This is a genomic window from Pseudomonas sp. IT-347P (assembly GCF_949768005.1).
Classification (GTDB): Bacteria; Pseudomonadota; Gammaproteobacteria; order Pseudomonadales; family Pseudomonadaceae; genus Aquipseudomonas.
In genome coordinates, this window is sequence record NZ_CATKPQ010000044.1 from 122446 (window position 1) to 141357 (window position 18912).

The 18912-nt window shown below is 58.8% G+C and carries 18 protein-coding genes; 8 read left to right on the forward strand and 10 right to left on the reverse strand.

What is annotated here, in order from left to right:
* The first annotated feature begins 91 nt into the window (after positions 1-91).
* Positions 92-499, forward strand: coding sequence for an HPF/RaiA family ribosome-associated protein (locus tag ACM6IV_RS16850; RefSeq protein ID WP_414870853.1), 408 nt, complete (start codon positions 92-94; stop codon positions 497-499).
* A 262-nt stretch (positions 500-761) separates the two neighbouring features.
* On the opposite strand, the gene ACM6IV_RS16855 is transcribed toward ACM6IV_RS16850, so the two are convergent.
* From ACM6IV_RS16855 to ACM6IV_RS16870, 4 genes are all read right to left on the reverse strand, one after another.
* Complete coding sequence (locus ACM6IV_RS16855) at positions 762-1130, reverse strand: endonuclease domain-containing protein (protein WP_414870854.1); 369 nt, start codon at positions 1128-1130, stop codon at positions 762-764.
* Positions 1131-1403: 273 nt separating this feature from the next.
* Positions 1404-3737, reverse strand: a complete 2334-nt coding sequence (gene fecA, locus ACM6IV_RS16860) for a TonB-dependent Fe(3+) dicitrate receptor FecA (protein WP_414870855.1) — start codon at positions 3735-3737, stop codon at positions 1404-1406.
* Positions 3738-3827: 90 nt separating this feature from the next.
* Positions 3828-4760, reverse strand: a complete 933-nt coding sequence (locus ACM6IV_RS16865; RefSeq protein WP_414870856.1) for a DUF4880 domain-containing protein — start codon at positions 4758-4760, stop codon at positions 3828-3830.
* Positions 4757-5245 carry a sigma-70 family RNA polymerase sigma factor gene (locus tag ACM6IV_RS16870; RefSeq protein WP_414870857.1) on the reverse strand — a complete coding sequence of 163 codons (489 nt, stop codon included), beginning with the start codon at positions 5243-5245 and terminating at the stop codon, positions 4757-4759. The genes ACM6IV_RS16865 and ACM6IV_RS16870 overlap by 4 nt, the downstream gene beginning before the upstream one ends.
* Before the next feature lie 188 nt (positions 5246-5433).
* Here ACM6IV_RS16870 and ACM6IV_RS16875 point away from each other — a divergent pair, with 188 nt between their 5' ends.
* The 6 genes from ACM6IV_RS16875 to ACM6IV_RS16900 all read left to right on the forward strand — a co-directional run bounded on the left by ACM6IV_RS16875 (position 5434) and on the right by ACM6IV_RS16900 (position 11853).
* Entirely contained in the window at positions 5434-5739 is a 306-nt protein-coding gene (locus ACM6IV_RS16875) for a DUF3649 domain-containing protein (RefSeq protein ID WP_123451801.1), read from the forward strand.
* The gene (locus ACM6IV_RS16880; RefSeq protein WP_414870858.1) at positions 5736-7322 is read left to right on the forward strand and encodes a PepSY-associated TM helix domain-containing protein; all 1587 of its coding nucleotides are present in this window, start codon (positions 5736-5738) and stop codon (positions 7320-7322) included. The genes ACM6IV_RS16875 and ACM6IV_RS16880 overlap by 4 nt, the downstream gene beginning before the upstream one ends.
* A complete protein-coding gene (locus tag ACM6IV_RS16885) occupies positions 7322-7648 on the forward strand; it encodes a DUF3325 domain-containing protein (protein ID WP_414870859.1) in 327 nt (108 codons plus the stop codon). The genes ACM6IV_RS16880 and ACM6IV_RS16885 overlap by 1 nt, the downstream gene beginning before the upstream one ends.
* A 1-nt stretch (position 7649) precedes the next feature.
* Positions 7650-8216, forward strand: coding sequence for an RNA polymerase sigma factor (locus ACM6IV_RS16890; protein ID WP_414870860.1), 567 nt, complete (start codon positions 7650-7652; stop codon positions 8214-8216).
* Positions 8213-9202 (forward strand): FecR family protein, encoded by a 990-nt coding sequence (locus ACM6IV_RS16895; protein WP_414870861.1) that lies wholly within the window; start codon positions 8213-8215, stop codon positions 9200-9202. The genes ACM6IV_RS16890 and ACM6IV_RS16895 overlap by 4 nt, the downstream gene beginning before the upstream one ends.
* Before the next feature lie 221 nt (positions 9203-9423).
* Positions 9424-11853 (forward strand): TonB-dependent siderophore receptor, encoded by a 2430-nt coding sequence (locus ACM6IV_RS16900; protein WP_414870862.1) that lies wholly within the window; start codon positions 9424-9426, stop codon positions 11851-11853.
* A gap of 589 nt (positions 11854-12442) precedes the next feature.
* Here the strand turns inward: ACM6IV_RS16900 and ACM6IV_RS16905 are convergent.
* Entirely contained in the window at positions 12443-13318 is an 876-nt protein-coding gene (locus tag ACM6IV_RS16905; protein WP_414870863.1) for a helix-turn-helix domain-containing protein, read from the reverse strand.
* A 139-nt stretch (positions 13319-13457) separates the two neighbouring features.
* On the opposite strand from ACM6IV_RS16905, the gene ACM6IV_RS16910 reads away from it, so the two are divergent.
* Positions 13458-14360: a DMT family transporter gene (locus ACM6IV_RS16910; RefSeq protein WP_414870864.1), complete on the forward strand. Its 903-nt coding sequence runs from the start codon at positions 13458-13460 to the stop codon at positions 14358-14360.
* Positions 14361-14379: 19 nt separating this feature from the next.
* Here ACM6IV_RS16910 and ACM6IV_RS16915 read toward each other — a convergent pair whose 3' ends face one another.
* The 5 genes from ACM6IV_RS16915 to ACM6IV_RS16935 form a co-directional block, all read right to left on the reverse strand.
* Complete coding sequence (locus ACM6IV_RS16915; RefSeq protein WP_414870865.1) at positions 14380-14889, reverse strand: DUF2165 domain-containing protein; 510 nt, start codon at positions 14887-14889, stop codon at positions 14380-14382.
* A gap of 148 nt (positions 14890-15037) precedes the next feature.
* Positions 15038-16012 (reverse strand): 2-hydroxyacid dehydrogenase, encoded by a 975-nt coding sequence (locus ACM6IV_RS16920; protein ID WP_414870866.1) that lies wholly within the window; start codon positions 16010-16012, stop codon positions 15038-15040.
* A 124-nt stretch (positions 16013-16136) separates the two neighbouring features.
* Positions 16137-16598, reverse strand: a complete 462-nt coding sequence (locus ACM6IV_RS16925) for a hypothetical protein (RefSeq protein ID WP_414870867.1) — start codon at positions 16596-16598, stop codon at positions 16137-16139.
* Positions 16599-16897: 299 nt separating this feature from the next.
* Entirely contained in the window at positions 16898-17272 is a 375-nt protein-coding gene (locus ACM6IV_RS16930; protein WP_414870868.1) for a DUF6124 family protein, read from the reverse strand.
* A gap of 405 nt (positions 17273-17677) precedes the next feature.
* The gene (locus tag ACM6IV_RS16935; protein ID WP_007914118.1) at positions 17678-18646 is read right to left on the reverse strand and encodes a LysR family transcriptional regulator; all 969 of its coding nucleotides are present in this window, start codon (positions 18644-18646) and stop codon (positions 17678-17680) included.
* Positions 18647-18912 lie beyond the last annotated feature (266 nt).

The following is an 18912-nucleotide window of genomic DNA, read 5'->3' on the forward strand; positions in this document are numbered from 1 at the left end:
ATGTTCGGCAGTCGGGCCGATTGTTGTAACCAAGAGGTCAGGAAATTCAATTCGTGGCCTCTCGCGAGCTAGCTGAAATAAGGGATGAACTATGCAAATCCAAGTCAACAGCGATAACCATATTCAAAGTAGTCAACGACTGGAGGAGTGGGTACGTACAACCATTGAGAGCACGCTCGAACGTTATGAAGAAGACCTGACCCGCGTCGAAGTCCATCTGGCCGACGAGAACGGTGACAAACCAGGTCCCCATGACATGCGCTGCCAACTGGAAGCGCGGCCAAAAGGCCATCAACCAATTTCCGTGACCCATAAGGCCGATTCGCTGGAACAGGCGATCGACGGTGCAGCCGAAAAACTCGAGCACGCACTGGAGCACCTTTTCGGCAAACTGCGAGGTAAGCCACGGGCCGCTGTGGTGCCATTCACCGGCAAAGCCAATGACAAGCTGTTGGCAGAAGAGTTTGACGAGAACGAACAGGCAGCGATCAACAGTTGATGCGCTGATTTCATAAGCCACCCAATAGAACGGGCCTGCGAAAGCAGGCCCGTTTTTGTTTGTGTGACGTTTTTTGCGCAGGACATGAAAGGGAGACCCCCTCACCCCAGCCCTCTCCCGGAGGGAGAGGGGGCCGACCGAGTTGTGTTACGTAATACATCGACCTGAAAGACCGAGTCGATTATGGATTCGATGCAGTACTTTCAGGTCGGCGTATTTCTCAAGCATCCCGCAATCAGTCCCCTCTCCCTCTGGGAGAGGGTTAGGGTGAGGGCATTTTTCGATTCACCGCAATTCTTATGATCTGCTCCAGTACGTCATCCATCTGCTGAGCTACCTCAAGATTACTGAAACGCACGACTTCAATGCCCTTTTGATTCAGATAGCGTGTCCGGCGCTGGTCATGAATCAATCCCGCTGTTTCAAAATGCTGCCCACCGTCCAGCTCAATCGCCAATTTCAGCTCTGCACAGTAAAAATCCAGCACGTAAGGCGGACAGGGAAACTGCCGACGAAATTTCAGATTGGCGATCTGGCGGGAGCGTAGTTTTTGCCAGAGCAGGTGTTCGCAGTCGGTTTGGTTGACGCGTAACTGGCGGGCGAACTGGGCGAGGGTGGGGCGGGTTTGCATGCTTCACGATCCTTGTGAAGTTGGTTTGATATTTCACTGTAGCCCATTCCCCTCACCCCAGCCCTCTCCCGGAGGGAGAGGGGGCCGACCGAGGTGTCTTGCGGGGTACATCGACCTGAAAGACCGAGTCGATTATAGATTCGGCAAAGCGGTTTCAGGTCGAGTCGATTATGGATTCGGCAAAGCAGAATCAGGTCGGCGTACCTCGCAAGCATCCCACGATCAGTCCCCTCTCCCTCTGGGAGAGGGTTAGGGTGAGGGGCTTTTCAACCCTCAGAACGCCACAGAAGTCTGCACATAAACCGTCCTCGGCTCACCCACATACTTGCCCTTGTTGTTGTCATCAAACGAGCGCGTGAAGTACTGCGTGTTGAAGATGTTCTTCACCCCCACCGCCACATTCAGATCCGCCAACTGCGGGCCGAAGTCATACCCTGCGCGGCTGCTGAACAGCATGTAACCGGGGATCTTGCCGGTGCTGCCATCAGCACTTTCCTTCGAGGTGTTGGCGTTGTCGGCGAACTGGTCGCTCTGGAAACTGCTGTCCAGATTCAGCTTCCAGGGCCCTTCGGTGTAACCCACGCCCACAGTGCCTTTGTGTTTCGACGAGAACGGCACGCGATTACCCTTGTTCGGCCCGTCTTCGCGGATGGTCGCGTCAACATAGGCGTAAGTGGCGTAGACATCGAAACCGGCCAGCGCCGGGCTCAAGTCATCCAGCGCGTAGTTGATGCTGGTCTCGATGCCTTGATGGCGGGTTTGACCACGGGCAATCACCGAATCATTGGTCTGGTTACTTTCGTACTGGTTGTCGAAGTTGATCAGGAACGCACCGATCTCTGCCCGCAACGCGCCGTTGTCATAACGCGTGCCGAGTTCCCAGGTGCGCGCCTTCTCCGGTTTCACTTCGCCGCTGCTCACACGGTTGGGCATCTGGCTGTATTGCACACTGCCGAACGAGCCTTCGGTGTTGGCGTACAGATTCCAGCTATCGGTCAGGTGATAGAGCACGTTCAGCGCCGGCAGGGCGGTGTTGTAGTCGCCCTTGTATTTGACGTTGGTCAGGTTGTTGGTCTGCTGCGATTCAATCATCTCGTAGCGCACGCCCGGGGTGATTGTCCATTTGCCGATGTCGATGCGGTCGTCGACGAAGAACGCATTGGCCTCGGTGCCGCCACGGGTGTCGCGATCATTGCGGCTGCTGGTAGTCGGGTATTCGTTGCTGCTGATCGGCGTGCGATAGCGCAGTTCGTGACCGGCCTCGTTGATGTAGCGGTAGCCGACGCCGACTTCATGGCTGGTCGGGCCGAGGTCGAAGCCTTGGGCGAATCGGGTTTCCAGGCCGCGCACCCAATATTCGCGGGGCGACAACGAGAGGAACGAACCCTGATCCAGATAGCCGCTGCGCAGGGTTTTGGTGAAGAAGGTGTTGGCGGTGAATTCGCGGCGATCTTCCTGATAGCGATAGCCGAAATTGAACATCGTCCTACGGCCCCAGAACTGGTCTTTCGGCCGTGTCGACTGATACGGGTCGGTGTCGTAGTCGGCGACGCTCAAACCGCCGGGCATGTCAGCCTTGCCTTCGTAATACTGGGCCATGGCGTTGAAACTGTTGGCCTCGTCGAGCTGGTATTTGCCCTTGAGGATCAGGTCGTCGATTTCAGTGTCGCTGTGTTCGCGCCAGTCGCCGCCACGAGTGCCGGAGTAGAGTAACGCGCCGCCGAGCCCATTGGCGTTGGTGCCGCCGGCCAGCAGGTTGGCGCTGCTCTTGAAGCCGTCATGGCTTGACGATGGGCTGGTTTCCGTCTGGACGCCGCCCTTGACCGTTGGTTCGTCGGGAATCGCCCGGGTGACGAAGTTGACCACGCCGCCGACGTTCTGCGGCCCGTAACGCACCGCGCCACCGCCACGCACCACATCCACGGCATCCATGTTGCCCATGCTGATCGGGGCGAACGACAATTGTGGCTGACCGTAAGGCGCAAACGGCACCGGGATGCCGTCCATCAACACCGTCGAGCGCGCGGCCAGGCGTGGGTTCAAACCGCGAATGCCAAAGTTCAATGCCATGTCATGGCTGCCGGTGCCGTTGTTTTCCGGGGCGTTGACGCCGGGGATGCGGTTGAGCACATCACGCGCCTGCGTCGCGCCCTGGCGTTCGAATTCTTCGCGACGGATCACATCGCGGGCACCGGGATGTTCGAAGACGTTGATTTGCGCGGCGTCGCCCAGCCAGTCGCCGACGACGGTCGAGGTGTCCAGTTCCAGCGCAGTTTCACCCGCCGGTTGCAGGCTGAACGCATTGTTACCCTCGGCGCGAGCTTGCAGACCGGTGCCTTCGAGCAGCGCATTCAAACCTTGCTCAGGCGTGTAGCTGCCCTCAAGACCTCGACTTTGCACACCGCCGGTGATTTGCGAACCGAAAGAAATCAACACGCCTGCTTCACGGCCAAACTGGTTGAGGGCGTTCTCCAGCGACGACGGCGCGATGTGATAAGCCTTGGCATCGGCAGCCACTGCGGCGGGCAGGGCACTGAAACTCAGACTGGCACCGAGGACAAGATTGCGCAGGCTGCGGGCCAGTGGCGTGAGGCGGGTGGGGTGCATGGTGGATGATCCTGAGAAGGTTGAATCAAGGGGGCTTTCCTTCTCTGTCACGCCAGATCTGAAAAACGGCTCATTAATTTTTGAGTTTTTTCAAACCCGCGCTTCGACGCTCACCCAGTAGCGGGTAAAGCGCTTCACCTTCACCGGTAAACTGATTTCCAGCAGATCGAGAATCCGCTCGCTGTCGTCCAGTGGATACGTCCCGGAGATCAACAGATCGGCTACGTTATTGGCGCAATTGAGCTGGCCGCGACGGTAGCGGCCAAGTTCATCGAGGAAGTCGCCGAGGCGCATATGCGCGGCCACCAGCATGCCGTCCGCCCAGGCACCGCTGTTGGCGTCCAGCGGTTTGGCTTCGCTGACAGATGTGGCGGTGAAGTTCAGTTGCCGCGCGACCGGCAGCCAGATCGGCGCACGTCCATTGGTACTCAGTTCGACTCGTCCTTCAAACAGCGCGACCTGCGTGCGACCGGCAAACTGGCGCACGTTGAGGCGCGCGCCGTGAGCTTTCAACAGGCCCTGAGCCGTGCGCACTTCGAATGATTGCGCAGCCGTCAGGAGGATTTCGCCTTCGAGCAAACGGATCAGCCGCGCCGCAGCGTCGACATCTGCGGCGCTGGCGGTGTTGAGTTGCAACTGATCGCCAGCACCGAGCGCCACTTTGCGTCGTTGCCCGATCGGGCTGCGGTAATCAGCGAGCAACGACGGCAGCGGATTGTGCTCGCGCACGCCCCAGGTGACGGCCGAACCGGCACCAAGAATCAGCAACACCTTCAGCACCTGACGACGACTGCCGGACTTCGCCCCGTTCAACGCCGCATGCGCCAGTGGCGACGACACACCGCGCAAACGCTGATTGACTCGCTGAATATGCTCCCACGCCCGCCGATGTTCACTGTGCGCCTCCAGCCATTGTTGCCAGGCCTGTTGCTGGCGCGGGGAGAGCGTGCCTTGCTGCATTTCCATCAGCCAGTGCACGGCCTGCTCGGCAACCTGGGAGGAGAAATCCGGAGCGCGGTTCATCGGGCGAAGTAGCAGCGCATGGCTGCCTTGTTCAAATGACGTTTGACCGTGGCCACGGAAATGCCGAGTTCGGCGGCAATCTGTGGATAGGTCAGGCCATCGACCTGCGCCAGCAAAAAGGCGCGTTTGACCTGACGCGGCAAACCGTCGAGCAACTCATCCAGCTCCATCAGGGTTTGCAGGATGATTGCCTTGTCTTCCTCCGACGGCGCAGCCATTTCCGGCATCTGCGCCAGAGTTTCGAGGTAAGCGCGTTCCAGATCCTGACGGCGGTAATGATTGAACAGAACCCGCTTGGCCAACGTCGTCAGAAAGGCGCGCGGCTCGATGATCAGCGGCGGCTCACGAGCCGTCAGCACTTTGATGAAGGTGTCTTGCGCGAGGTCCGCCGCGCTGTCCGGGCAGCCGAGTCTGCGCCGCAGCCAGCCAGTGAGCCAGCTGTGGTGGGCCTGATAAAGCGATTCGACGGGATGGGCAGACGACAACGGTGGACTCCGGGCGCTTTCGTGACGCGGTAGAGTGTGCGTTAGAGAACAAGAACTGTTCGCATTGTAGGCGGGCAGGACATCAGCCGGCAATCAGATGCTTTTGCGTATGAGAATATTTATCATTAATATTGCTCGCCTGTAGGTTCGGCGCACCGGCCGGACGTTTTTCGTTTCAGGGTCGAAACATGAAAGGCAAACTCGCCACACTTCCCATGTCCTATCGTCTGGCCGTCACCTCACGGGTGCTCGCCGCGGTGTTTGGCGGCTATCTGGTTGCGGCGCTGGCCAGTGTCACCCTGACACTGTGGTTGCCATTGAGCCGTGCTGAAGCGGTGGTGACCGGCATGACCGTTTCCTTTCTGGTCTACCTGGTGGCGGTGCTCTGGTGTTTCGCCTGTCGTACGGCGTGGTCGGCCTGGGTCGGTTTGCTGGTGCCGAGCGTGATTCTGGCGACCATCTCCGGTGCGGCGCGTGGATTGGGCCTGGCATGAAAGAGGGTTTTCGTCAGGCGATGGCCTGGCTGCACACCTGGGCCGGACTGCTGTTCGGCTGGTTGCTGTTCGCGATTTTTCTGACCGGGACACTCGCGTATTTCAAAGATGAAATCAGTCACTGGATGCAGCCGGAAATCCCCGCGCGATCGGTGAGTGCCGAGACGAGCCTGACGCTGGCGCAGGATTATCTGCAACAACACGCGGCGGGTGCCTCACGCTGGCTGATCGATTTGCCTGATGCCCGAGATCCCGGCCTGACCGTGCGCTGGCAACCAGCGCCGGCCAATCCGGGCGAGCGTGGACGTTTCGAGTCGAAAACCCTCGACGCGCAAACCGGTGCCGAAGTGCAGGGCCGCGACAGCATGGGCGGCGAGTTCTTCTATCGCTTCCACTTCCAGTTGCAAATGCCTTATCCGTGGGGCCGCTGGCTGGCGACGATTGCCGCGATGGTGATGTTCGTTGCACTGATCACCGGGATCATCACCCACAAGAAAATCTTCAAGGACTTCTTCACCTTTCGCCCGCGCAAAGGCCAGCGATCCTGGCTCGACGGGCATAATGCGGTGGGTGTGCTGGTGTTGCCGTTTCACTTGATGATCACCTACAGCAGCCTGGTGATTTTCATGTCGATGGTCATGCCGGCGAGCATCGTCGCCTCGTATGGCAGTGACGTGCGCAAGTTCTATGACGAAGTTTTCCCGGCTTCGAAAACTCCGGAACGCGCCAATAGCGCGGCACCGCTGGCGGCCATGGCGCCGCTGTTGAGCAAGGCCAGCGAACAATGGTCGGGCGGCCACACGGCGCGTCTGTCCGTGAGCAATCCGGGGGATGCCAACGCCACGGTGGTGCTGTCCCGAGCGGGCGATCGCGTGGTGCATGATTTCGGCCGCGCCGTGACCTTCAATGGGGTGACCGGGCAGATGCTCGGCAGCACACCGGAGCAACCGCTGGCGATGGCGGTGGGGGGCGCGTTCTATGGTTTGCACATGGGCCACTTTGCCGGGCCGCTCTTGCGTTGGCTGTATTTCATTTGCGGATTGGCCGGCACCGCGATGATCGGTACCGGGCTGGTGATCTGGCTCGGCAAGCGCCAACTCAAACACGCCAAGAACGCCGTGATGCCGTTCGAGTTACGGCTGGTGGAAGTATTGAATATCGCCAGCATGGCCGGGCTGGTGTCGGCGGTGGCGGTGTTCTTTCTGGCCAATCGTCTGTTGCCGGTCAATCTCGCGGGGCGTGCAGATTGGGAAGTGAACGCGTTCTTCATGGCCTGGGGCCTGAGCGTGCTGCATGCGCTGTCACGGCCGGGGCGCAAAGCCTGGGTTGAACAACTTGTGCTCGGCGCGGCGCTGTTTGTCGCGGTGCCGCTGATCAATGCGCTGACCACCCCGTGGAACGTCGGCGCCGCCCTGATGCAGGGCGATTGGGCGTTGGCCGGTGTTGATCTGACGTGCCTCGCCACAGGTGTCTTCCTCGCTTGGGCTGCGTGGAAAATGCAGCGCGCCGGCAGCAGCGTCAGCGTAAAAAAGCCCGGTCGCGAAAAGGCTCGGCCTATCATCTTTGAGCAAGGGGCGAACTGATGCTGTTGCCACTGTTGCTCACCTACGCCGGATTCACCGCGTTGTGCCTGGCGATGCCGCGTCACCACGACGAATTGCTCGGCCACAGACCGTCGACGCGTCGCCGTCAGGGCCTGAAAGTCGGCGGATGGTTATTGTTGTGTTTGTCGCTTTGGGCGGCGGTGCAGGCCAATGGCTGGAGCCTCGGCCTGGTCGACTGGTTCGCCGTGCTGATGCTCAGCGCCTTGGCTTTGGTTTTGTTGCTGCCCTATCGCCCGTGGCTGGCCTTGACGCTGGCCGGGTTCAGCCTGTTGGCCAGCCCGGTTGCCGCATGGGCGCAGTGCTGAAGTGCTGATCGGTCTGCCACCGGAATCCCGCGACGATGAGCCGCGCGGGGCGCGTGCGCATTTTCTGCAGGTGTTCCTGTCCCAGCGTTCGCAAATGGAAGCGCTGGTGAACCGGCGCGTTGGTTGCCGGGCAACGGCGGCGGATCTGGTGCAGGATCTGTTTCTGCGTTTCTGGCGGCGACCGCTGGTGCAGGTCGAAGAACTCAGTACCTATCTGTTGCGCTGCGCCGGCAACATCGCCATCGATCATTTGCGTAGCGAAGGCACACGCACACGGGTCAACGAAGGCTGGCAACCGGACGAGCCGCACAGCCATGACAGCGAACCGCAAGCGGCGCTGGAAGCAGGCAATGATCTCAAGCATGTCGAAGCGGCGTTGCGCGCCTTGCCCGAGCGCACCCGGCAGATCTTTTTGCTCAATCGCATCCACGGCCGCAAGTACGCGCAAATCGCCAAGGCCATGGGCCTGTCCCAAAGTGCCGTGGAAAAACATATGATGCGCGCCCTCGAGGCCTGCAAGGCCAGCCTGCGCGAACCCGCGCCACGCCTGCCAGGGAAAGCACCGTGAAGCCATCCGATTCCGTCATCCCCACGCCCGCGCAAGAGCAGGCCGCGTTTGCCTGGCTGAGTCTGTTGCATGATCGGCCGAGTGCCGGTGATCAACTGACCTTCAGCCAATGGCTGCGGGCCGACCCGGCGCATGCCCAGGCGTATGCCCAGGCGCAAGTGCTCTGGGAACTGAGCGAAGGCCCGGCGCGAACGCTGGCCGATGAAGACGCCACGGCGTTGCACAGCTATCTCGAGGCGATGGATCGTCCGCGTCGTCCTGCGCTGTTGCGTTGGTCGGGGGCACTGGCGATGGCCACGTGTCTGTTGTTGATGGTCAGCCTCGGCAGCGGTTGGCAACCACAGCGCTGGATCGATGATCTGGGCGCCGATTACGTCTCGGCGCCCGGTGAGATCCGCACGGTGACGCTGGCCGATCAATCACAGGTGACGCTGGATGCCGACAGTGCGATTGCCGTGGACTTCAGCCGTGGCGAGCGGCGTGTGCAGTTGCGCCGTGGTGCTGGATTTTTCACGGTTACGCACACCGGCGAGCCATTTGTGGTCGCGGCGGAAAAGGGCGAGGCGCGGGTGCTCGGCACGCAATTCGAAGTACGTCTGCAACCGCATGGCGCGCAGGTGACGGTGTTGTCCGGACGCGTTGGCGTCAAGGCGCATCGCGATGGTGAGCAGCAGATTCTTACAGCCGGTCAGCAGGTGGCTTTCGCTGACGGTTCTGCAGAAAAACTGCACGCGGTGGACAGCGAGGCGCAACTGGCCTGGCGTCAGGGCTGGCTGACTTACTACAAGTCGACACTGGCCGATGTGGTGGAGGATTTGCGGCGTTATTACCCGGGGCGGATTGTGTTGCTCAACGATGAGCTGGCGGCGCGCAAGGTCAGTGGCAGTTTTCCGAGCAAGGATCCGCAGGCGGTTTTGAATTCTTTGCAAGGGGTGCTGGGGTTTGAGCAGCATCAGGTGTTGGGGCATCTGATTATTTTGCGCTGAGGCTTATGGCCTCTTCGCGAGCAAGCTCGCTCCCACATTGGATCTGTGATCGATACAAAACCCCTGTGGGAGCAAGCCTGCTCGCGAAGGCGTCAGACCCGACAACACATCTGCAAAAATATTTTCAGATTTGTGGTGAGGTAAACCTCAGCCCCATCCGTGTAGTGACTGAAACTGCGAGTCATTCGCATCCGTTGCGGTTCTACACAGGTCATTGAGCAATGAAGTCCAGGGCAAAATCGGGTTCGGTCAAACAATGGTTAGGCGTATCGGCACTAAGCTTTTCGGCATTGGCGCTGTTGCCGATGAGCGTGGCGCTCGCCGCTGAAACCGTCAGCAGTCAGGCGCAAAAGCAGTTCAACTTTTCCCTGGTCGCCAAGCCGCTGCCGCAAGCCCTGAGCGACTTCAGCCGCGTCACCGGGCAGAGCGTGGTCTATACCGACGAAGCGCCGTACGGCCTGACGGCGCCTGCGGTCAATGGCCAGATGAGTGCCGAACAGGCACTGCAACGTCTGCTCAGCGGCTCTGGCCTCAACTTCCGCCGCACCGACAGCCACACATTGGCGCTGGAGCCCAAGCCTACCGAAGGCGCGTTGAACCTTGGCGCCACCACCATCACCTCGACCCGCGACGAATCGATGAGTTATCAGCCACCGGAAACCAGTTCGGTGATGCGCTCTTCGGCGTCGTTGCAGGAGACTCCGCAGACCGTCAACGTCATCCCGGCGCAGGTCATCCGCGATCAGGCGCCGCGCAACCTGGATGACGCGCTGGCCAACGTCAGCGGCATCACCCAGGGCAACACTTTGGGCAGCACTCAGGACTCGGTGATGACTCGCGGTTTCGGTGACAACCGCAATGGCTCGATCATGCGCGACGGTATGCCGATCGTGCAGGGTCGCGGCATGAACGCGACGGTTGATCGGGTTGAAGTACTCAAAGGCCCGGCCTCGCTGCTGTACGGCATTCAAGACCCGGGTGGCGTGGTCAATATGGTCAGCAAGAAGCCTGAACTGACCCAATACAACGCGCTGACCTTGCGCGGATCGACCTACGGCGATGGCAAGAATGGCAGCGGCGGCACCCTCGACAGCACCGGGCCGTTGGGCGATTCCGGGCTGGCCTATCGCATGGTGCTCGACCACGAAGACGAAGATTACTGGCGCAACTTCGGCACCCACCGCGAAACCCTGATCGCCCCATCGCTGGCCTGGTTTGGTGAGAGCACCAAGCTGTTGTTCGCCTACGAGCACCGTGAATTCCTCACGCCGTTCGACCGTGGCACGCTGATCGATCCGCGCACCAATCATCCTTTGGACATCTCGCGCAAACAACGTCTCGACGAGCCGTTCAACAACATGGAAGGCCGCTCGGATCTGTATCACTTCGAAGCCGATCACGAGCTCAACAACGATTGGAAAGCCCACTTCGGCTACAGCTGGAACCGCGAAACCTACGACGCCAGCCAGGTCCGCGTGACTGCTATCGACACCAAAAAAGGCACGCTGACCCGCAGCATGGACGGCACGCAAAACGCGATCAGCACCGACCGCTTCACCACCGCCAGCCTCGAAGGCAAGGTCAACGTGCTGGGCATGCAGCATGACCTGGTGTTCGGCGTCGATGACGAGTACCGCAAGATCTACCGCGAGGACTTGATCCGGCAGAAGAGCCTGACCACCTTCAGCTACCTCAATCCGGTGTACGGCCGCGAAGTTGCCGGCACCACCGTCAGCGCACCCGACAGCGCGCAGACCGATGAACTGCGCAGTGATTCGGTGTTCATGCAGGACTCGATTCACCTCAACGACCAGTGGATTCTGGTCGCCGGCGGGCGCTTCCAGGAGTACGACCAGTACGCCGGCAAAGGCGTGCCGTTCAAGGCCAACACCGACAGCAACGGGCAGAAATGGGTACCGCGCGCCGGTCTGGTGTATCGCTACACCGATGCCCTGTCGTTTTACGGCAGCTACACCGAATCGTTCAAACCCAACTCGACCATCGCCCCGCTGAGCGGCAGCAGCACCGTGCTCGACGGCAGCATTGCGCCGGAAGAAGCCAAGTCGTGGGAACTGGGCGCGCGGCTCGATATGCTTGGACGTGTGACCGGCAACATCGCGTTGTTCGACATCAAGAAACGCAACGTGTTGGTGGCCAATTCCGAAGGCCCGACGACGATTTACAGCGCGGCCGGTGAGGTGCGTTCGCGTGGTCTGGAAATGGACCTCACGGGTCAACTGACGGACCACTGGAGCATGATCGGCAGCTACGCCTACACCGATGCCGAAGTGACGGAAGACCCGGAATACAAAGGCAAGCGCCTGCAAAACGTGGCGAAGAATTCAGGCTCGTTGTCGGCGGTGTATGACTTCGGCAGCGTGATCGCTGGCGATCAACTGCGCGTGGGGGCTGGAGCGCGATATGTCGGGGAACGTGCGGGTAACGCGGTCAACGATTTTGATTTGCCGAGTTACACCGTGGCCGATGCGTTTGCCACGTACGACACTCGGGTCGAAGGGCAGAAGGTCAAGTTTCAGCTCAATGTGAAGAACCTGTTTGATCGCACGTATTACACGTCGGCGGCGAGCCGGTTCTTTGTGTCGATGGGGGATTCGCGGCAGGTTTCGTTATCCAGCACTTTGGAGTTTTGAGACAAGATCTAAAGCCCCTCACCCTAACCCTCTCCCTGAGGGAGAGGGGACTGATTTGGGGGAAATTGGAGAACTTCGCCGACGTGATCGATCTTTACCGAATCCATAATCGACTCGGTCATTCAGGTCCACGCATAGCGCCAGACACCTCGGTCGGTCCCCTCTCCCTGAGGGAGAGGGGACTGATTTGGGGGAAATTGGAGAACTTCGCCGATGTGATCGATCTTTACCGAATCCATAATCGACTGTTCATTCAGGTCGACGCATAGCGCCAGACACCTCGGTCGGCCCCCTCTCCCTGAGGGAGAGGGGCTGATTGGGGGAAATTGGAGAACTCCGCCGACGTGATTGATCTTTACCGAATCCATAATCGACTCGGTCATTCAGGTCGACGCATAGCGCCAGACACCTCGGTCGGCCCCCTCTCCCTGAGGGAGAGGGGCTGATTGGGGGAAATTGGAGAACTCCGCCGACGTGATCGATCTTTACCGAATCCATAATCGACTCGTTCATTCAGGTCGACGCATAGCGCCAGACACCTCGGTCGGCCCCCTCTCCCTCCGGGAGAGGGCTGGGGTGAGGGGAAGGCTCAACGCAAAAACGCCTGCCGATATTCGCCCGGTGTCCCACCCAATACCTGCTTGAACCGATTGGTGAAATGACTCGCGCTGGCAAACCCGCACGCCAGTGCAATCTCGCCCAACGGAAGCACCGTCCCGCGCAACAATTCCCGCGCCCGGCTCAAGCGCCGCGCCAGCACATATTGATGCGGCGGGAGGCCGAAGCTCACGCGAAACATCCGCGCAAAGTGGTATTCCGACAGCGCGCACAACCCGGCCAGTTGCCCCAGGCTGATCGGCTCGGCCAACTGACTGTCGATAAAATCTACCAATTGCCGACGCTGGTGAGGCGCCAATCCACCCTTCAAACGCAAACCCTGACGCGCGCCGACCTGGCTCAGCAAGGTATGGCTGATCAATTCATGGGCGAGGCTGCTGGTCAGCAGACGTTCGGCCGGCTCGTCCCAATTCAGCGTCAGCAACTGCCGGAAGCGTTGCGCCTGTTGCGGGTCTTCGAGAAAGGTTTGCTCGCGCAGTTGCATCTCTCGGGGTTCGCGATCGAGCAAGGTGACGCAACCGAGGGCAAATTGTTCGGCGCTGAAATACAGATGCGCCAGGCGGATATCGCCGTTGATCACCCACCCCGATTCATGATCGGCCGGCAGAATGCACAGCTTGTCCGGCCCGCCTTTCTGACCGGGTTGATCGCGACGAAACGTACCAGTGCCACCGGCAATGTAGCAGGACAGGGTGTGATGGCTCGGCGCTTCATAATCCTGCGCGTCATGGTGGTTGGTCCACAAAGCGGCAGACAAGCCGTCACCGAGTTCGGCGCTGTGCACGAGGCGTGCGTTCGGCGAGCTGTTTAACGCTTGAAAGACTTGCAGGGTATCGATGGCGGCCATGGTCGGTTCTCTTCAACGCCTTGCATCCTACTCCGTAGACCCCGCGTTGCCAGCCTGCCGCCAGACAAAAGCGCAAGAATCTGCAAGCGCACAAACCAGTACCGGGCAGACACTCAAGGCCTATCGAGGAGTGTGGGCCATGAACCTGTCGTTGTATTTGCTGACCGTGCTGATCTGGGGCACCACGTGGATTGCCTTGAAATGGCAACTGGGCGTTGTGGCTATTCCAGTGTCGATCGTCTATCGCTTCGGACTCGCCGCACTGGTGCTGTTTGCGCTGTTGATGCTCAGCCGTCGGCTGCAACCAATGAACCGCCGTGGTCATTTGATCTGCGTGGCGCAGGGCCTGTGCCTGTTCTGCGTCAACTTCATGTGCTTCCTGACCGCCAGTCAGTGGATCCCCAGTGGACTGGTCGCGGTGGTGTTTTCCACCGCAACGCTATGGAACGCGCTGAATGCGCGGGTGTTCTTCGGCCAGCGCATCGCGCGCAATGTGCTGATGGGTGGTGCATTGGGCCTGTTTGGCCTGGGCATGCTGTTCTGGCCGGAACTGGCCGGGCATCAGGCCAGCCCGCAAACCTTGCTGGGGCTTGGTCTGGCACTGTGCGGGACGTTGTGTTTCTCGGCGGGCAACATGCTTTCGAGTCTGCAGCAGAAGGCTGGTCTCAAGCCGCTAACCACCAACGCCTGGGGCATGGCCTACGGTGCGGCGATGTTGTCGGTGTGGTGCCTGGTCAAGGGCATTCCGTTCGACATGGATTGGTCGCCTCGTTACGTCGGTGCACTGCTCTATCTGGTGATTCCCGGTTCGGTCATTGGCTTCACGGCTTATCTGACGCTGGTCGGGCGCATGGGGCCGGAGCGCGCGGCATATTGCACGGTGCTGTTTCCGGTGGTGGCGCTGAACGTTTCGGCGTTCGCTGAAGGCTACCAATGGACAGCGCCGGCGCTGGTCGGGCTGGTTTTAGTGATGCTGGGCAATGTACTGGTGTTTCGCAAACCGAAAACGGTTACACCGCCGGTGCAGGGAAAGTTGGCGTGAAATAAACGAGCGCTGAACTTCAGCGCTCGACTTTCAAAGTGATGTAAATCATTACCGGGAATATGAAGTCAACTATATGTCGCGCCCAGTCTTTGGCGTTCCAAGATTGCGAAGTGTCCATGTCAAACCATTCCACACCCACGGTTTGCAGGCACACGTAATAAATGAAAATGGCCGCCAGTATGCCCATGATCGAGAACTTTTTTGCCTCGTGGAATACTTCTGCGGTGGCGTTGATATTGCGATAGAGCTGATACGTGCCTATCAGGCATAACACCGTATACGTGACTTCCAGGGTAATGATGAACCAGTAGATGCGGTGATGAATCATCGGCGATTCGATAGCTCGATACTTGATGGGTTCACTGGCGGTGGTGGTGTCCATGCTTAAGATGTGCGCCACGTAGGTGTAGTTCGAATCATAGTCCATGAAGTTGTGGATTATCACCAGTACGCCAAAGAAGCTGATGTAAGCCATCAATATAACTTTGCTGTAGCGGATCAGTCTATCGGTGGTCAAGATGTTCAAGATTTTGGCTCTCCATAGTGCTTGTCGATTATTCGACACTCAAGGAGGAGCTTATAGTGCTGTTGTTTAATTTGGTTTGTGGTTCGATTTCAAGTTGTGTATGGCAGTACTAACGGGCAAGTACGATGTTGTACTTGCCCGTATTGTCTTAACCGCGCCAGACTTGCGGGTTGACCAGATCCTGCGGGCGTTCGCCGAGCAGGGCGCTGCGTAGGTTGGCGAGGGCACGATTGGCCATGGCTTCGCGGGTTTCATTCGTCGCCGAGCCGATGTGCGGGAGGGTCACCGCGTTACTTAACTGGAACAGCGGTGATTCGGCCAGCGGTTCTTTTTCGTAGACGTCGAGGCCGGCGCCACGAATGCGCTTGTTTTGCAGGGCTTCGATCAACGCGGGTTCATCAACGACCGGGCCACGGGAGATATTCACCAGAATGGCGTCGGGTTTCATCAGGGCCAGTTCGCGATGGCTTATCAGATGGCGGGTCTTGTCACTGAGCGGCACCACCAGGCAGACGAAATCGGCTTCGGCGAGCAGTTTATCGAGGCTGCGAAATTGCGCGTCGAGTTCCTGTTCCAGTTCGTTTTTACGGCTGTTGCCGCTGTAGATGATCGGCATGTTGAAGCCGAAGCGGCCACGGCGGGCGACGGCGGCGCCTATGTTGCCCATGCCGACAATGCCGAGGGTTTTGCCGTGCACGTCACAGCCAAACAAGGGGGCGCCGACGCTGGCCTGCCATTGACCGGCCTTGGTCCAGGCGTCGAGTTCGGCAACGCGGCGGGCACTGCTCATGATCAGGGCGAAGGCGAGGTCGGCGGTGCTTTCTGTGAGCACGTCCGGGGTGTTGGTGAGCATGATCCCGCGTTCGTTGAAATAGTCGAGGTCGTAGTTGTCGTAGCCGACGGAGACGCTGGAGACCACTTCCAGTTTTGCGGCGTTTTCCAGTTGCGCGCGGCCGAGTTTGCGACCGACGCCGATGAGGCCGTGGGCGTGGGGCAGGGCTTCATTGAATTGGGCGTTGATGTCACCGTTCTTCGGGTTGGGGACGATGACGTCGAACTCCTGTTGCAGGCGTTCGATCATGGGCGGGGTGATGCGGCTGAAGGCCAGGACAGTTTTTTTCATTGGACTTGGGCTCGGCGGGACTGGATTGCCAAGCAAGCTAACATTCTCTCTGGCGTTGGAGAAGGGGCGCGTTGCTGGGTGCCCCTGTTATGCAAATGTAACCGCACAAGGCAAAAAATGGATTTCATTCTTTTGCTTGGTCGTTATCTATGAGATCTTTTGCATTGATGATTACGTTAAGCTTTGGGTTAGGGAAGTCGGGTTGTAGTGGATGCGCGAGCTCTACGCCGACTATGACCGCGAATAGGGTTCCGGCCTTTCGATTGAAATCGATGTAAATAAAGCCAATGCCATTTTTAATTCCTTCGAATTTGACATCGCTATGTATTCCTTCTGAGTAAGTAACCGCTTTTACCGCTCCGTCCGTTGTGAAAGTGTGTATGCCATTCGTGATGTCATCCGGAAACGAAAGTTCAACTATGTTTAAAGGTTCGTGAGTGGTGCTGCTAGTGCCGCCCGCTGCATATACTTCCCTGTCAGTTACGGCGAATGCCATGATATGTGCATTAACGATCCCAATCGGCCGATCTGTCACTATTCCTTTGAAATCCCCTCTCTCTGGACCAGCTTCATTGGTAGGTATCATAGTTAATGCTCCAGTTATCGTGATTAGAGTGCGGGTTTGGGATGGAAGTTGTTGTCTTGGATATTGTTTGTCGTTTAAGTTTGAATTTCACCTGTCAGATCTGACAGGTTTTTAGGTCGATTGGCTATTGATGTCGAAGTTTTGATTTCAAATTGCGTTTTACATGATCACGCCAATTGCGAATTTGATACTCGCCCTTCAAAACCTGAGTTCGACTCGGTATTTCACGTCGGCGTAACTCTCCCAATCACCACGGTCAGTCCCCTCTCCCTTTGGGAGAGGGTTAGGGTGAGGGGCTTTTAGCTGTGAGACGGGGATTGCGGGATTTCGTGGTTATCCAGCACGCGATTCACCGCCAGTTCGGCGAGCATGATGATCTGCTGAATCGCCAGAATCGTGCGCCGTTGCGGCAGGTCGATGTAGGCGGCGATGTCGCTGGTCATCAGGCTGGCCTGTGCCAGTGATTCGCAGGCGTGGACCAGCAGGCTTTCGCTGTCCTGTTCGGGGGCGACCTGGAACATGGTGCTGGGTTTGTGGAAGCGCAGGGTGAGGGCGTTGGGTTTGAGGTAGTGATCGAGGGCGCGGTCGGCGGCTTCGTGGAATTTCTTTGAGCCGGGGAATTCGTAGGGGGTGGTGTTCTCCGCTTCGGGCGGATTGGGACTGTGTTTGATCATGGCAATATCCTTTTAAAGAGATGGAGCTGCCATGTTTCGTTTTCCAGGCGAAAGGGGTGGCAGCTGTACGCGGACTGGAAAAAACCGGCAAAGGATCAAACCCGGCAGACCCGAAGGTCTCCCACGTACAGCCGCCATAACAAAACTTCGGCGCCGAAAAAGCGCGGCATTATGTCATGTGCTGTGATCCTGCGGGTTTTCCAGACCCGGTCGCTGATGCGTCAGCGACACCCAAATCCTAGCCACCGCAGTTCCGACGGACAACCGTCAAAACCTGTCGGAAAGATCCACGAAATCCCCGTTCTGTAGGAGCTGCCGTAGGCTGCGATCTTTTGATTTTTAAACAGCAAGATCAAAAGATCGCAGCCTGCGGCAGCTCCCACAGGGTTCGTGGTGTGTTGAAAATCAATTAGCGACACGCGCGCCGGCAAGGCTGCCGCTTAATTCGTAAGCGGCCAATTCGGCTTGATGCGCCGCAAGAATCTCTGGCAACGACCCGCGCAAATACTCAACCCACGTCTTGATCTTCGCATCCAGATATTGCCGCGACGGGTAGATCGCATACAGGTTCAGCTCTTGCGAGCGGTAGTTCGGCATCACTCGCACCAGCGTGCCGTTACGCAAACCTTCGATCGCCGCATACACCGGCAATACGCCCACGCCCATGCCGCTGGTGATCGCGGTTTTCATGGCGTCGGCGGAGTTCACCAGAAAAGGCGAGCTGTTGATGGTGACCATTTCCTGGCCTTCCGGGCCGTCGAAGGCCCATTTTTCCAAGGGGATTACCGGGCTGACCAGGCGCAGGCAGGCATGGTTGAGCAGGTCGCTGGGCTTTTGTGCGGCGCCGTTGGCTTTTACGTAGGCCGGTGAGGCGCAGACGATGCTGTAGGTGATGCCCAGACGTTGCGAAACAAAGCCCGAGTCCGGCAACTCGCTGGCAAGCACGATGGACACGTCGTAGCCCTCGTCGAGCAGGTCCGGCACGCGGTTGGCCAGGGTCAGGTCGAAGGTCACGTCCGGGTGGGTTTTGCGGTAGCGGGCAATGGCGTCGATAACGAAGTGCTGGCCGATGCCGGTCATGGTGTGCACTTTCAATTGCCCGGCCGGGCGCGCGTGGGCGTCGCTGGCTTCGGCTTCGGCCTCTTCGACGTAGGCGAGGATCTGCTCGCAGCGCAGCAGGTAGCGTTTGCCGGCTTCGGTGAGGGCAATGCGCCGCGTGGTGCGGTTGAGCAAGCGGGTTTGCAGGTGGGCTTCCAGGTTGGAGACCGCGCGCGAGACGTTGGCGGTGGTGGTGTCGAGTTGCACGGCGGCGGCGGTGAAGCTGCCCGCTTCGGCGACACAACTGAAGGCGCGCATGTTTTGCAAAGTGTCCATGGGGTGCTCTCAAGGGAGATGGCAAATTGTGACACGAAGTTTCGGGGCCTGAGACCCCAGACTTAAGGATTATCTCGTTAACCGTAACAAAGATTCACAGAAATCCCAGCTTATCGCCATTGAGGGCGCCCCCTAGAATTGCGCCGATCCAATGCAGGAGCTGCCGAAGGCTGCGATCTTTTGATTTTGGTTTAAGGGAATCAAGATAAAAGACCGCAGCTTGGCAGCTCTTGCACGGGGCCTCGATCTACCCCTCTCTCAGGAAT